Here is a 13,096-nt window from a genome sequence, read left to right on the forward strand (position 1 = left end):
GTCCTGTCCCTACACGCTCGAAGGCCGTGGGGTGTCGCGCCTTCGTTCCTTTGTGAACCCCTTCACAAACTTACCGGCCCGCAGTCTACTGCTTTTCCTGCACATAGTGGCAGTCGGGGTGCTGTCTTGTGATCCAGGAGGACGGCGTGTCGCCTGTGGTGGCGCAGACATGATCGTCACGCTAGCAGCAGGCTCCGCGCCGCCCGGAGCCCTGCGGGTGAGGCGATGCCGTCTCGAGACTTCCGCGGGGCCGCGCCGGGGCGCCGGAGTGATTTCGCGGCCCGCCCCGCCCGCTCCCGGGAATCGGCCGCCAAGAATTGCGCTTGTTTTGGACGATCCACACCCAGGAAAACGGGCCGACCAAAAACAGCAAGGACAGAAAAGGCCCGGGTCAAGTCAGGCGGGCTTGAACCCTCGGTGCATCGCGACGATCCCCATGCTGAGATTGCGCCAGGCCACCCGCTCCCATCCGGCGTCCTGGATCGTGCGGGCCAGGGTGCGCTGGTCGGGCCAGTCTCTGATCGACTCGGCCAGATACTCGTAGGAGTCGTCGTTGGAGCCGAACACCTTGGCCACCTTCGGCAGCAGCCGCATCAGGTATTCGCGGTAGACCAGGTCGAACGCACCCACCGTCACGTGGGAGAACTCCAGCACCACCAGCCGCCCGCCCGGCCGCGTCACGCGGAGCATCTCCCGCAGCGCCCGCTCGGTGTCGTGCACGTTGCGCAGCGCCACCGAGATCGTCACCGCGTCGAACGCGTCGTCGGCGAACGGCAGCCGCAGCGCGTCACCCGCGATGAACGGCACTCCCGGCCCCGACAGCGCGTTGCCGCCGTGCCTGCGCACCCCCGTGCTCAGCATGCCGAGCGAGAAGTCGGAGGCGATCGCCCGCGCGCCCAGCGTGGTGAACGCGTCGGTGGACGTGCCCGTGCCCGCCCCCAGATCGAGGACCAGCTCGCCCGGACCGGCGTCGACGGCGGCGGCCACCGCCTTGCGCCAGAGCCTGACCTGCCCGAGGGAGATCACGTCATTGACCAGGTCGTAGCGCCGGGCGGTGCGATCGAACATCGCGGCGACCTCGTCCGGCTGTTTGTCCAACTGAGCGCGCGTCATGCCCCACAGCCTATTGCGACGGGCCCTCGGGGTCGCTGCCATGCCCATCCGGGACAATCAACGGAAAGTAGTCTCATGACTACCGAACGTCTGCTAGATATTGGCGAATGTTTGCCCGTGTCGCCCTTGCGGCGATCATCGCCTCGGCTCCCGTCCCGCATTCGCGGGTCGTGTCGGCCGACCCGATCGACAGCACCCCTCACGTGCTCGACGGCATCGTCAACGCCATAGCCGTCGTCGGGCGCACCGTCGTCGTCGGCGGCTCGTTCACCGAGGTCGCCGACTCGGCCCGCCGTACGGCCCAGCCACGGGCCAACCTGTTCGCCTACGACCTGGCCACCGGTCGCATTCTGCCCGGCTTCGCGCCGAGCGTGGCGGGCCCGGTCTACAGCCTGGCCGCCGGCGACGACGGCACCCTCTACGTGGGCGGCGAGTTCCACGGCGTCGACAACCAGCGAGCGCGCGGGCTGGCCCGGGTGCGCCTGGCCGACGGCTCGCTGGTGGCCGGCTTCGAGCCGCGCATCGGCGGAGGCATGGTGACCTCGCTGGCCAGGCAGGGCGCCAAGCTCTACGTCGGCGGCGACTTCGCCAGCCCGCGTGTCGCGCTGGCCAGGCTCGACGCCACCACAGGAGCGGCCGACCCGGCCTTCGACATCGCGCCGGACGATCCGCTGACGGCGAAGGTGAAGGTCTACGCGCTGGCCGTCTCAGGCGGCAGGCTGGCCGTGGACGGCTCGTTCACCACGCTGGGCGGCCAGTCCCGGCCGCAGCTCGGGCTGATCGACATCGGCGGCCGCACCGCCAGGGTGGCCCCGTGGCGCACCGACGCGTACGCGCGCCCGTGCAACAGCAGCGCCTTCCCCTCGTACGTGCGCGGCCTCGACTTCTCCCCCGACGGCCGCTATTTCGCGGTCGTCACCACGGGCGGCCCCAGGGGCGGGATGTGCGACACCACGGCGCGGTTCGAGACCCACGCCAAGGGCACGGCCATCAAGCCCACCTGGGTGAACGCCACGGGCGGCGATTCGCTCTACGCGGTCGCGGTGACCGGGGCCGCCGTGTATGTCGGCGGGCACCAGCGCTGGCTGGACAATCCGCGCGGACGCGACTCGGCGGGCCCCGGCGCGGTGGCCCGCGAGGGCATCGGGGCCATTCATCCGCGTACGGGAAAGGCGCTGAGTTGGAATCCCGGACGCGAGCGGGGGATCGGCGTGAAGGCGTTTTACGCGCACAGCAGTGGACTACTTGTCGGTAGTGACACAACACGACTCGGACGGGAGTACCATGCCCGAATTGGCATGTTCCCCCTGCCCTAGTCGTCCTGCGGCTTCGGCCGGTCGATCTTGGCGCTGAGACGTTGACTCATGGCGTCGCGCTGCTTGGAGAGCAACACGTAGCTGACCACTCCGCTGATCAAGAACGAAACCACGATCAGCAACAGTGGCTGTTGCAGACCGAGCAGCGCGAGGACAGCGGCGGTCACGCCAAACAGCAGGATCCGCAGCAGGGTGTAAACGAGAACTGGACGCACGGGTTCGAGGTTACTCCGACCTGCGGAGCGGTCGCTCTTCGCATCGGACGCGAGCACTGCTACTGTTCCCAGTTAGGGAGTTTCGTAAAGAAACACCCACGAGAGCCCCAAAGAGGCTCTATCATATAACAATCGGGCAGTCAGCCGATAACAACCCGTGATCTTTGTAGAAAACCACGGATAAATCAGGCTTCGCTCGACACACTGGTACCTGTCCGCCCGCTGGCAGGAAGCGGGATGCGAGGGGGAGAGATTGGTGGAGAGTAGCAGCGAGCGTCTGCTGACCCCAGGAGAGGTTGCCGCCCTCTTCCGGGTTGACCCAAAGACGGTTACGCGCTGGGCTGCGGCAGGCCGCATCAGCAGTATCCGCACCCCCGGAGGGCACCGGCGCTTCCGCGAGTCGGAAGTCCACGCCCTTCTGCGAGGCGAGGACGTTCTCACGGCCGACAGGCCGGCAGGTGAGTCCCCGCGCGTCTGACGTTCCGTCAAGTCGGTGATCCTGCACGGTGGGCCGCCTGATCCGCGGCCCTAGCCGCCAGGATCACCGCTGGCGGGACCCACTGTTCGCGTGCTTTCCGGCCACACGCACGTACGGGAGGTACGGGGCGGCGCCATCCGCCGACCGTGGCTGGCGCCTGTCCGGTAGCTCAGGCAGACCTACGCCTCCCCCGCTCAGGCGTCCTCCTGCTCCGCCTTGAAGGCCAGGAACTCCCGCTCCAGGTCGTCGTTCTCCTCTTCCCAGCGCCGACGGCGCAACTCGGCCTCCTCCTCGGTCAGCGACTCGGGCAACCACTGCTCGTAGTCGGGGTCACCGGGCTGGACCTCCACGAACGCGTTGCCGATCAGTCGCCCGTCCTCGCTGGTCAGGCTCTGCGGTACGCGCAAGGTGCCGTCCGCGAGCCGGATGACGTACATGGCCGATCACCTAGATTCCGTAGCGCCGGTTGAAGAACAGCATGATGTCGAGCGCCATGCGCGTGTCGCCCCCGAGCATGTCCACGAGCGCGGGACGCTGGCGGGCGGCGATGGCGGCGAAGGCGTCGGCGAAGAACTCCTTGCGGCCGAGCCCGCCGCCCTGGCGGTGGAAGGTCGAGGTCAGCAGCGGCGCGGCGGCCTCGTAGAGGCGTACGAACTCCGGTGAGTCCGACACCCACTCCCCGTGGAACGCGTCGACGTCGTCGATGGCGTGACCGACCTCGTGCATCATCACGTCAGGCGTGGGCGAGGGACGGTCGCCGACGACGATCTTGCGGTCGCCGTACGCTCCGGCGCAGATGTCCCAGGTCGCGCGCCCTGACGGAAGCGGCGCGCCGCGTAAGTAGCCCATGTCGTCGAGGTCGGGCACGCCTCCAGGGCCGACGTAGATGCCCTCCAACCGGGCCGCCAGCAGTTCCTTCAGCCGGTCGGGCAGCCGGGCCAGGCTCTCCACGGCCCTGATGACGTCCGCGGGCGGCGGGCCCAGCCTGGCGTCCCACTGGCGGTGCAGGATCGACTCCAGCGCGCCGCAGTGGCGCAGGCCGTCGCCGAGCGAGGGCAGGTCGGGCCGGTTGGGCCGGGCTCTGAGCGGCTGGTCGGCGAGCTCGAAGTCGTACCAGGTGTAGCTGGGCCGGTCGACGACCACGGCGGCGGGCAGCCGCTCGCCGCGCTCGCGTACGTCGAAGGCGTCCCAGGTCGTCTCCTGCGGGTGCCGCGGCGTCCGTTCCTTCGCGTCGCCGCCCGGCCACGTCATCCTCTCGGGCTCGCCGCCCCGGCCTCGCTCGGGCCGCCCCTTCAGCCCGTCGCCTCCCGGCCAATGGCGCCGCTCCGCGCCGTTGAGACCCCTGGCCGCCGCGCGGGCCTCCTGGCGCCTCTCGCGGACGCTGGACCAGAACGAGCGGTCGGCTTCTGGCGGCGCCTCGGTGCGGCGCGAGAACAGGTACGAGCCCCGCCGCCACCAACGGCCGCGCCGATGCCGCCCTCTGTCACCGGGACCCTTGTCGTGAGAAAAGGCCATCGCACCCCTCAACGCCCCGTGAAGTCCCATGGACACCGTCGGATCGGTTTCCACCGTACGACGCCGATCTTCCGCTAGTCATCCGAAATGGGACATCGGGCAGCACGATCACACAGCTCCATGGCTTACAGTTCGGGACATGGCAGGTGTTCTGATCGGCCTCGCGCTGCTGGCCTTCTGGCTCTTCTCGTTGTTCGACGTCGTCACGACGCCCGAAGACGAGGTCAGGAACGTACCAAAGGCGCTCTGGATCCTCATCGTCGTGCTGATCCCGCTGCTCGGCGGCCTGGTGTGGATGGCGCGCGGCCGTCCGCGGGCCCCGCGCGCCGCCTGGCCCGTGCCCCCGGGTCCTGGCGCGCCGAAGGGGCCGGACGACGACCCCGACTTCCTTCGCGACCTCGACCGGCGGATGCGCGGCGACGACCTGAGCTAGCCCCCCGGCGGGGTCACTTCACGTCGGCGTAGCTGTGCAGCCCGTCGATGAAGATGTTGACCCCGATCAGGTTGAACAGCAGGCACCCGAACGCCACGAGCTGCACGATCGTCGCGGCCCTGCCCCGCCAGCCCGCCGTCACCCTGGCGTGCAGATAGGCGGCGTAGGCCACCCAGGTGATGAACGACCACACCTCCTTGGGGTCCCAGCCCCAGTAGCGGCCCCACGCCCGGTCCGCCCACAGCGCGCCCGCGATGACGGCGAACGTCCACAGCGGGAAGGCGAAGACGATCGCCCGGTGCGCCACCTTCTCCAGGTCGGCGCGGGAGGGCAGGCGTGACATCCCGTCGCCGCGCACCAGATAGAGCACCCCCGCGACCCCGGCCAGGGCCAGCAGGCCGCTGGCAATGATCGCCGCGGAGACGTGGATGGCGATCCAGTACGAGTCGAGCGCGGGCACCACCGGCCCCGCGACGGTGTAGAAGTATCTGACCGCCAGCCCGAGCCCGAGCGCGCTGATGACCATGACGAACGCGCCGAGGAAGCGTACGTTGTGGCGGACCTGGGTGCCGAGGAACGCCGACACGGCGGCGAAGCAGATGGCCACCACGAACTCGTACATGTTGCCCCACGGCCACCGGTCGACGGCCAGGCCGCGGGTGACGATGGCGCCGAAGTTGGCGGCCCAGCCGATCCAGGCGAGCACGAGGGCCACGGTGCCGGCCTTGGGGGCCCACGCCGGAGGCGCGGCGGGCGCGGCGGGCGTCTCGGCCTCCTCCACCGGCCCGGTGGCGGCGGCGGTGTCACTGCCCGACGCGCCGACCGCGACCGGCTGCCTGGCCTCGGCCTCCCGCTTCGTGGCGGCCTTCGCCTTGCCGGGACGCGCCCGGTCGAAGGCCAGCTCGATCGCGAACCCGACCATGGCGACGACGTAGAGCAGAACGGCCGCGACGACGAAGAGGTCGCTCAGCTCGGCGAGTTGCTCAGCGTTCATCCTTCACTCCCGCTGATAGAACCTTGACGATGTCGGCGAACTCCTCGGCGAAGCCCGCCGCTGAGCCCTCTGTACGGGTCAGACCGCCCACGTCGACCCGGCCCCCGCCGATCCGTACGAACACCCTGCGGCGGCGGATCATGAGCGAGAGCGCGATGGCGACGACGGCGGTGGCCGCGGCCACCAGGGCGGGCATGCGCCCCGGGTCGTAGGCCATCTGGAGCGTGATCCATTCCTTCACGCCGGTGAACTCGATCTTGCCGGCCCCGTCGGGCAGGTCGACCGACTGCCCCACGGCCAGCGGCTTGGCCGTGGCGGTCCCCATGACCAGGGGCTTGAGCTTCTTCAGCAACTCGGGCTCGGCCAGCTCGTAGACCGACTGCGGCCTGCCCGAGCGCATCCCCAGATCGCCGGAGAAAGCGCCGAGGATCTGCACCTCGGGATTCAGCTCGCCGGGGAAGGCCGAGGCGTGGCCGCCGTCGGTCAGCGGCACGCTGGTGGGCATGAACTGCAGCAGGAAGCCGAGCTGCGACGGCTGCGCGTCGGGCGCCTTGACCACGCAGCCCGAGGTCATCGTGGTCTTGTCCTCGATCAGGCAGGGCACGGGCCCCTCGTAGGCCACCTGCCCCTTGCCGTCGGTGACCTTGAAGACGGGCGCGTAACCGTTGCCGATCAGGTAGGTCTGCGTGCCGTCGATCTCCAGCGGCTCGTTGACCTTGAGGTCGTAGTCGCGGGCCGGCGACTCCGGCGAGTCGTTGACCTTGAGCCGGGCCGTGTAGTCGAGCGCCTGCCCGCGCTTGTCACCGGTGACCTGGTAGGCCACCTTGAAGTCGGCGAGCTGGAACGAGAACGGCTCCAGCGACTCGGCCGAGACCTGGCTGCCCGGGATGAAGCGGTCGTAGGCGGCCACGGTGTTGGCGAACCCGTCGCCCTCGACGACCAGCACGTTGCCCCGGTAGCCGAAGAGGGAGCCGGCGCCGATCGCGAGCAGGATGCCGAGCAGCGCGATGTGGAAGAACAGGTTGCCGGTCTCGCGCAGGAAGCCCTTCTCTGCCGACACCCAGCCGTCGCCGGTCACGACCCGGAAGCGCAGCTTACGCAGCCGCGCGGCGGCCTCCGCGACCTCCAGCTCGCCCTCGAACGAGGCGGCGTGCGGCAGGCGGGACACGTTCTTGGGGGCGGCTGGCGGCTGGCGGCGCAGCTCGCGCAGGTAGGTCGCGGTGCGCGGGATGATGCAGCCGATCAGCGAGGTGAACAGCAGCAGGTAGACCGCCGCGAACCAGGCCGAGGTGAACACCTCGAAGAGCTGGAAGCGGTCGTACCACTCGGCCAGGCCCGGGTTCTGCTCGTAGAGCCGGGCGACCTTGTCGGGGTCGACGCCGCGCTGCGGCACCAGCGAGCCGGGCACCGAGCCCAGCGCGAGCAGGAACAGCAGGATCAGCGCCGTCCGCATCGAGGTGAGCGTGCGCCACACCCAGCGCAGCCAGGCCGTCGCCCCGAACGCCTGCCGCTCGGGCGCCTTCTTCCGCTCCAGCTCTTCGACGCTCATCAGATCACCGGCTCGAACGAGCCGATCAGCCCCTGCATGGCCGCGATCATCTCTCCCCAAAGCCCGGTCACGAGCAGGACGCCGACGGCCACCATCATGCCGCCGCCGACCCGGGTGATCAGGCGCGAGTGCTGGCGAATGGCCCGGAACGTACGCAGGGCCCGGCTGTAGGCGAGCGCCGCGGCCACGAAGGGCAGGCCCAGGCCCAGCGCGTACGCCATGGCCAGGAGGGCGCCCCGCCCGGCGCTGCCCTCGTTGAGCCCGAGCGTGAGCACGACGGCCAAAGTGGGCCCGATGCAGGGGGTCCAGCCCAGGCCGAACACCACCCCGAGCAGCGGCGCGCCCGCCAGCCCCGCGGCGGGCAGGCGGTGGATGCGCACGTCGCGCATCAGTCCGGGCACCACGCCCAGGAACACCAGCCCGAGCACGATGGTCAGCACGCCGAGCACCCGCGTGATGTGGACGGCGTTGCCCAGCATGACCGACCCGAGGCCGCCGAACAGCGCCCCGCTGAGCACGAACACCAGCCCGAACCCGGCCACGAACAGCGCCGCCCCCAGCACCAGCCGGCCCCGCTTGGGGTCGGCGCTCATGCCGGTGACGTAGGACAGGTAGCCGGGCACCAGCGGCAGCACGCACGGCGACAGGAACGACACCACCCCGGCCAGCACCGCGATGGGCACGGCCAGCAGCAGCGAGCCGGAGGCGACGACGTCACTCATCGCGCACCTTGGTCACGGTGTTCATCAGGTCGGTGTATTTGACCGCGCCCAGCGCCCTGGCCGCGATGCGGCCCTGCTTGTCGATGATGAGCGTGGACGGGATGGCCGCGGGCGGCACCGTGCCCTGGAAGGCCAGCGCGACCTTGCCGGGCTGGTCGAAGATGTGCGGGTAACCGGTCTGCTCGGTGCGCTCGAACGCCTGCGCGTCGGCCTGGCGGTCCTTGAAGTCGACGCCGAGGAACTGCACGCCGGTGTCCTTCGTCTTCGCGGCGACCTCCTTGAGCACCGGCGCCTCGGCCCTGCAGGGCCCGCACCACGACGCCCAGAAGTTGAGCACCACGACCTTGCCCTTGTGCGCCGCCAGCGAGGCGGTGCCGCCGTCGAGGGTCGGCCCCTCGACCACGGGCGCCGGTTTGCGCTCGGCCGCCTCGAACACCTGCATCTTCCCGTCGCCCGCGACGAACCTGGTGTCGCCTGCCTGCGGCTGGCCGCTCTGGTTGCCCGCGCAGCCGGCGACGAGCACGGCCAGCAGGAGGAGGGGGATGGACTTGGCGCGCACGGAGGAAGATCTCCTTGTACTACAACCGGTAGAGCTTGCAACTCTACCGGGGTGCCCGCGCGCCCCGGACATCAGGCCCCGGGGATGGGCCGTCCGGTCTGCAACGATCCGGCGGGCTCGCTGTAGCCGATGCTGACCAGGCGGTCGCCGGCGAACATGAGCGTGGTGAGGCTGGCCAGCGTGCACTGCCGACGCCGCGGATCGTGCCAGAGCCTGCGGCCCTCCGCGGCGCACCTGATGGCCCAGATCGGGAGCTGGTGGCTGACGAGCACCGCCTCGTGGCCGCGCGCGGCGGCCCTGGCCTCGTCGATCACCGACTTCATGCGCCGCAAGATGACCGAGTAGGGCTCTCCCCAGGACGGGCGCAGCGGGTTCCAGAAATAGCGGTAGTTGCGCAGGTCGCGCAGCACCCGGAGATCCTTGCCCACGACGCGCCCCTGGAGGAAGTTGCCCGCCTCGATCAGCCGGTCGTCCTGGACGATCTCCAGACCGAGCTTGTCGGCGAGCGGGGTCGCCGTCTCCACGGCGCGCTCGAGCGGCGAGCTGTAGAGCGCGACGATGTCGCGGCCGCCGATCGCCTTGGCGACCGTCTCGGCCATGAGCTGACCGGTCTCGGACAGGTGATAGTCGGGCAGCCTGCCGTACAGGATGCCCAACGGGTTGTGCACCTCACCGTGGCGCAGCAGGTGGACGACGGTGGTTTCAGCCATGGTTTGCACAGCCTATCCGCTCACCCGGGCCGTGCCGTCGGCGCCCGCACGTGAAACGGACACCCTCAGTTCACCGCCCAGGCGTTCTCCTGTTTCCTGCTCGCCTCTGCCAGCGCCTCCACCATGGCCCTGATCGCGGGACGGCGCGCCGCGTCCGTACGCCACACCGCGTAGATGCGCCGCGACTGGCGCGGCCGGATGGGGATGAGCCGGGTGCCCGCGGGCACGCAGTCACGGCCGAGCCGCGGCACGATCGCGCAGCCCAGGCCCGCGGCCACCAGGGCGAGCTGGGTCGGGTACTCGTCGGCCATGCAGGCGATCACCGGCTCCAGCGAGGCGCTGCGCAGCGTGAAGACCAGCCAGTCGTGGCAGATCGTACCGGGCGAGGAGCTGATCCACTGCTCGCTGTGCAGCGCGGCCAGCTCGACCTCCCGCTCCCCGGCCAGCGGGTGTGCCGCGGGCATGGCCACGTCGGCCACGTCGTCGAGCAGCGTGGCCTTGGACAGGCCCTCGGGCAGGGCCATGGGCCGGTTGAGCCAGTCCTGGATGACGCCCAGGTCCAGCTCGCCCCTGGAGACGTCGCGTACCACGCGTTCCGGCTCGCGCTCGGTGAGCTGCACCCACAGGTCGGGGTGGCGCTGCCTGAGCGAGACCAGCGCGCCGGGCATCAGGCCGCGCGCGGCGGTGGGGAAGGCGGCGATGTTGAGCCGACCCACGACCTCGCCCCGGAGCGCCTCGAAGTCGGCCTCCGCGGTCTCGACCAGGGCGAGGATGCGCTCGGCGTGCTCGGCCAGCAGGCCGGCGGCGTCGGTCAGGCGCACGCCGCGCCCGCTGCGCTCCATGAGCCGGGCGCCGGTCTCCCGCTCCAGTTTGGCGATCTGCTGCGAGACCGCCGACGGGGTGACCATGAGCGCCTCGGCCGCCGCGCCGACCGACCCGTAGACGTGCACCGCGTGTAGGGCCTTGAGGCGGTTCAAGTCCAACATGTAAGCCAGCCTAAATGGTTTAGCGTAGAAAGTCTCGCTTGTCGTTGAATGTGTAGCAGATGAAAATAGTTGCATGAGAATACTGAAGACGAAGAAGCCGCAGCCCACCCCCGTGTCGTACCTCAAGGTGCTCGCCGAGCAGGCGCGCGACCAGCGCATCCGCTACGAGAAGCCCGCTCGCTGAGCGGGCTCGGCGCATGGTGAGCCCCTCGCCGTCGGCGCTTCGGCGCCACAGCCCCTCAGGTAGCCGCCCCGTCGGTCACAGGACGGCGGCGGCCGCCTTCGCCGCCGCGGGAAGAGCGTCGGCGATCCGGTTGAGCGCCTCGTCGTCGTGCGCGGCCGACAGGAACCACGCCTCGTACGCCGACGGCGGCAGATAGACGCCCTGGTCGAGCATGGCGTGGAAGAACGCCGTGAACGCGTCGGTGTTCTGGGCCTTGGCCTCGGCGAAGTTCGTGACCCGCGACTCGGTGAAGAAGATCGAGAACAGGCTGCCCGCCCGCTGCAGCCGGTGCGGCACCCCCGCCGCGCCCAGCGCCTCGGAGGCCGCCTCCCCCACCCTCAGCGCGGCGGCGTCGACCCGCGCGTACGCCTCGGCGTCGAGGGCCCGCAGCGTGGCCAGGCCGGCCGCGCAGGCCAGCGGGTTGCCCGACAGGGTGCCCGCCTGGTAGACGGGGCCCTCCGGCGCGAGGCAGGCCATCACGTCGGCCCGGCCGCCGAACGCCGCCGCCGGCAGCCCGCCGCCCATCACCTTGCCGAACGTCATCAGGTCGGCGTCGACCGGGTCGAGGCCGTACCAGCCCGCCGGGGAGACGCGGAAGCCCGTCAGCACCTCGTCCACGACGAGCAGCGCGCCGTGGGCCGTGCACAGCTCGCGCAGGCGCGCGTTGAAGCCGTCGAGCGGCGGGACGACGCCCATGTTCGCCGGGCACGCCTCCGTGATCACGCACGCGACGTCGGCCGTGGCGAACGCCTCCTCGACGGCCGCGACGTCGTTGTACGGCAGCACGATCGTGTCGGCCGCCGACGCCCCCGTCACGCCGGGCGTGTCGGGCAGCCCGAACGTCACCACCCCCGACCCGGCAGCGGCCAGCAGCGCGTCGACGTGCCCGTGGTAGCAGCCCGCGAACTTGATCACCTTTGACCGCCCGGTGAACCCACGGGCCAGCCGCACGGCACTCATCGTCGCCTCGGTGCCCGAGCTGACCAGGCGCACCTTCTCGACCGGCGCCACCCTGGCCACGATCTCCTCGGCCAGCTCGACCTCGCCCGGGGTGGCGGTGCCGTAGGAGAAGCCGGCGGCCACGGCCCCCGAGACGGCCTCGACGACGGCGGGGTGGCGGTGGCCGAGGATCATCGGGCCCCACGAGCACACCAGGTCGACGTAGCGGTTGCCGTCGACGTCGGTGATGTAGGGGCCGGAGCCCGAGGCCATGAAGCGGGGGGTGCCGCCCACCGCGCCGAACGCGCGTACCGGGGAGTTGACGCCTCCCGGCACGATCGCGCGGGCGCGGGCGAACAGGTCCTCGGAGTTCTGTGTACGGCTCACGGCAACCAAGGTTAGCCGCGCCGTCCACCACCCCCACGCTCGGGCACAAGACGAGGCACAGCGGTGCTCACGTCGCGCGGGGCAGACGGCTCGAAGCGCTGGAGAAGCTCGCGGCACGCGCTCAGCGGGGCGAGTTCGACCAGGCTGAGGCAGCGCGTTTGGCGGAGAAGGCCGCATGGAGGGAAGTGGCCGTGGCCAAGGTCATGGCCGAGGTGGAGCAGCGCGACCTTCGACGGTTCTGACCTCAGTCGGCCAGCCACTCCAGGAGGCGCAGCGGGTCGGGGAGCGGGCGGCCGTCGGGAGGGCGCAGCCAGGCGACGGACTGGCCGCCGGGCAGCGCCGAGGGCGGCGCGAGGACGTAGCTGTCGCGGCAGTGCCAGCGCAGCCCAGGCGTGTCGTCGATGGTCGCCGGGTCGCAGTCGAGCTGGCACGACCACCATTCGTCCTCGTCCTCCGGGTTGCCCCGGGTGGCCACATAAAACAGGACCCGGTCGCCGTTGGCGGCGACCGGGCCCGGGTGTGCTCCGGCGGCGTCGATTCGCGTGAGCGCCGACAGGCCGGAGGCGAGCGGTACGTCGAAGACGTCGAACACGCGCCCCGTGGGCACGATCACCCCGGCCTCGGGCTCGTTCTGCCACCAGCGTGTGAGCAGGGCGGGGTCGGTCGTGGCCTGCACGTGCCAGGCGGGCGAGAGCGGATGCGCGCCCGGGTCGGGACAGCCGACCCTGTCACAGGAACAGGCGCGCGGCCCGTGGCGCAGCGGATAGGCGCCCGGCACGACGGGCCAGCCCAGGGCGGCGTATTCGAGCACGGCCTCGATGCGTGTCGGCCGCGACCGCTTTTTGGTACGCCGAGCCAGTGGTACCCCCACCATTGGTGTCTCCCGTCGAGTAACAGCGCCTGAGCAGGCCCCGGCTCCGGGCGGCACGGTCGGCCGTCTTCAGCGGCCGACCGGCA

At 70.7% G+C, this 13,096-nt stretch carries 15 protein-coding genes; 3 read left to right on the forward strand and 12 right to left on the reverse strand.

The window, feature by feature from the left end; all coding sequences use genetic code 11:
- Positions 1–396: 396 nt before the first annotated feature.
- Positions 397–1,113, reverse strand: coding sequence for a demethylmenaquinone methyltransferase (locus ACZ6S0_RS36045; protein WP_465923805.1), 717 nt, complete (start codon positions 1,111–1,113; stop codon positions 397–399).
- 107 nt (positions 1,114–1,220) lie between these two features.
- Between ACZ6S0_RS36045 and ACZ6S0_RS36050 the strand changes: the two genes are divergently transcribed.
- The gene (locus tag ACZ6S0_RS36050) at positions 1,221–2,429 is read left to right on the forward strand and encodes a hypothetical protein (RefSeq protein ID WP_465923806.1); all 1,209 of its coding nucleotides are present in this window, start codon (positions 1,221–1,223) and stop codon (positions 2,427–2,429) included.
- Here the strand turns inward: ACZ6S0_RS36050 and ACZ6S0_RS36055 are convergent.
- Positions 2,426–2,644, reverse strand: a complete 219-nt coding sequence (locus ACZ6S0_RS36055) for a DUF4229 domain-containing protein (protein WP_465923807.1) — start codon at positions 2,642–2,644, stop codon at positions 2,426–2,428. The genes ACZ6S0_RS36050 and ACZ6S0_RS36055 overlap by 4 nt on opposite strands.
- A gap of 256 nt (positions 2,645–2,900) precedes the next feature.
- On the opposite strand from ACZ6S0_RS36055, the gene ACZ6S0_RS36060 reads away from it, so the two are divergent.
- Positions 2,901–3,122 (forward strand): BldC family transcriptional regulator, encoded by a 222-nt coding sequence (locus tag ACZ6S0_RS36060; RefSeq protein ID WP_026214226.1) that lies wholly within the window; start codon positions 2,901–2,903, stop codon positions 3,120–3,122.
- 194 nt (positions 3,123–3,316) lie between these two features.
- Here the strand turns inward: ACZ6S0_RS36060 and ACZ6S0_RS36065 are convergent, their stop codons facing one another.
- Positions 3,317–3,559, reverse strand: coding sequence for a hypothetical protein (locus ACZ6S0_RS36065; RefSeq protein WP_465923808.1), 243 nt, complete (start codon positions 3,557–3,559; stop codon positions 3,317–3,319).
- Positions 3,560–3,569: 10 nt separating this feature from the next.
- The gene (locus ACZ6S0_RS36070) at positions 3,570–4,637 is read right to left on the reverse strand and encodes a hypothetical protein (protein WP_465923809.1); all 1,068 of its coding nucleotides are present in this window, start codon (positions 4,635–4,637) and stop codon (positions 3,570–3,572) included.
- 139 nt (positions 4,638–4,776) lie between these two features.
- Between ACZ6S0_RS36070 and ACZ6S0_RS36075 the strand changes: the two genes are divergently transcribed.
- Positions 4,777–5,070 carry a PLD nuclease N-terminal domain-containing protein gene (locus ACZ6S0_RS36075; RefSeq protein WP_344876864.1) on the forward strand — a complete coding sequence of 98 codons (294 nt, stop codon included), beginning with the start codon at positions 4,777–4,779 and terminating at the stop codon, positions 5,068–5,070.
- 13 nt (positions 5,071–5,083) lie between these two features.
- Here the strand turns inward: ACZ6S0_RS36075 and ccsB are convergent, their stop codons facing one another.
- The 8 genes from ccsB to ACZ6S0_RS36115 all read right to left on the reverse strand — a co-directional run bounded on the left by ccsB (position 5,084) and on the right by ACZ6S0_RS36115 (position 13,013).
- A complete protein-coding gene (gene ccsB, locus ACZ6S0_RS36080; RefSeq protein ID WP_465923810.1) occupies positions 5,084–6,064 on the reverse strand; it encodes a c-type cytochrome biogenesis protein CcsB in 981 nt (326 codons plus the stop codon).
- A complete protein-coding gene (resB, locus tag ACZ6S0_RS36085) occupies positions 6,054–7,613 on the reverse strand; it encodes a cytochrome c biogenesis protein ResB (RefSeq protein ID WP_465923811.1) in 1,560 nt (519 codons plus the stop codon). The genes ccsB and resB overlap by 11 nt, the downstream gene beginning before the upstream one ends.
- Entirely contained in the window at positions 7,613–8,335 is a 723-nt protein-coding gene (locus ACZ6S0_RS36090; RefSeq protein ID WP_465923812.1) for a cytochrome c biogenesis CcdA family protein, read from the reverse strand. The genes resB and ACZ6S0_RS36090 overlap by 1 nt, the downstream gene beginning before the upstream one ends.
- A complete protein-coding gene (locus ACZ6S0_RS36095) occupies positions 8,328–8,894 on the reverse strand; it encodes a TlpA family protein disulfide reductase (RefSeq protein ID WP_465923813.1) in 567 nt (188 codons plus the stop codon). The genes ACZ6S0_RS36090 and ACZ6S0_RS36095 overlap by 8 nt, the downstream gene beginning before the upstream one ends.
- Before the next feature lie 71 nt (positions 8,895–8,965).
- Positions 8,966–9,604: a histidine phosphatase family protein gene (locus ACZ6S0_RS36100; RefSeq protein WP_465923814.1), complete on the reverse strand. Its 639-nt coding sequence runs from the start codon at positions 9,602–9,604 to the stop codon at positions 8,966–8,968.
- Between the two features lie 65 nt (positions 9,605–9,669).
- Positions 9,670–10,590 (reverse strand): LysR family transcriptional regulator, encoded by a 921-nt coding sequence (locus ACZ6S0_RS36105; RefSeq protein ID WP_465923815.1) that lies wholly within the window; start codon positions 10,588–10,590, stop codon positions 9,670–9,672.
- 259 nt (positions 10,591–10,849) lie between these two features.
- The gene (gene hemL, locus ACZ6S0_RS36110; RefSeq protein ID WP_465923816.1) at positions 10,850–12,139 is read right to left on the reverse strand and encodes a glutamate-1-semialdehyde 2,1-aminomutase; all 1,290 of its coding nucleotides are present in this window, start codon (positions 12,137–12,139) and stop codon (positions 10,850–10,852) included.
- Between the two features lie 244 nt (positions 12,140–12,383).
- The gene (locus ACZ6S0_RS36115; protein WP_344876848.1) at positions 12,384–13,013 is read right to left on the reverse strand and encodes a bifunctional DNA primase/polymerase; all 630 of its coding nucleotides are present in this window, start codon (positions 13,011–13,013) and stop codon (positions 12,384–12,386) included.
- Positions 13,014–13,096 lie beyond the last annotated feature (83 nt).

This window comes from Nonomuraea sp. NPDC051298 (assembly GCF_055586305.1).

Coding starts and splice junctions, on each gene's coding strand:
- ACZ6S0_RS36045 (WP_465923805.1), bottom strand. CDS start 1,113: ATGACGCGCGCTCAGTTGGACAAACAGCCGGACGAGGTCGCCGCGATG.
- ACZ6S0_RS36050 (WP_465923806.1), top strand. CDS start 1,221: ATGTTTGCCCGTGTCGCCCTTGCGGCGATCATCGCCTCGGCTCCCGTC.
- ACZ6S0_RS36065 (WP_465923808.1), bottom strand. CDS start 3,559: ATGTACGTCATCCGGCTCGCGGACGGCACCTTGCGCGTACCGCAGAGC.
- ACZ6S0_RS36070 (WP_465923809.1), bottom strand. CDS start 4,637: ATGGCCTTTTCTCACGACAAGGGTCCCGGTGACAGAGGGCGGCATCGG.
- ACZ6S0_RS36075 (WP_344876864.1), top strand. CDS start 4,777: ATGGCAGGTGTTCTGATCGGCCTCGCGCTGCTGGCCTTCTGGCTCTTC.
- ccsB (WP_465923810.1), bottom strand. CDS start 6,064: ATGAACGCTGAGCAACTCGCCGAGCTGAGCGACCTCTTCGTCGTCGCG.
- resB (WP_465923811.1), bottom strand. CDS start 7,613: ATGAGCGTCGAAGAGCTGGAGCGGAAGAAGGCGCCCGAGCGGCAGGCG.
- ACZ6S0_RS36090 (WP_465923812.1), bottom strand. CDS start 8,335: ATGAGTGACGTCGTCGCCTCCGGCTCGCTGCTGCTGGCCGTGCCCATC.
- ACZ6S0_RS36100 (WP_465923814.1), bottom strand. CDS start 9,604: ATGGCTGAAACCACCGTCGTCCACCTGCTGCGCCACGGTGAGGTGCAC.
- ACZ6S0_RS36105 (WP_465923815.1), bottom strand. CDS start 10,590: ATGTTGGACTTGAACCGCCTCAAGGCCCTACACGCGGTGCACGTCTAC.
- ACZ6S0_RS36115 (WP_344876848.1), bottom strand. CDS start 13,013: ATGGTGGGGGTACCACTGGCTCGGCGTACCAAAAAGCGGTCGCGGCCG.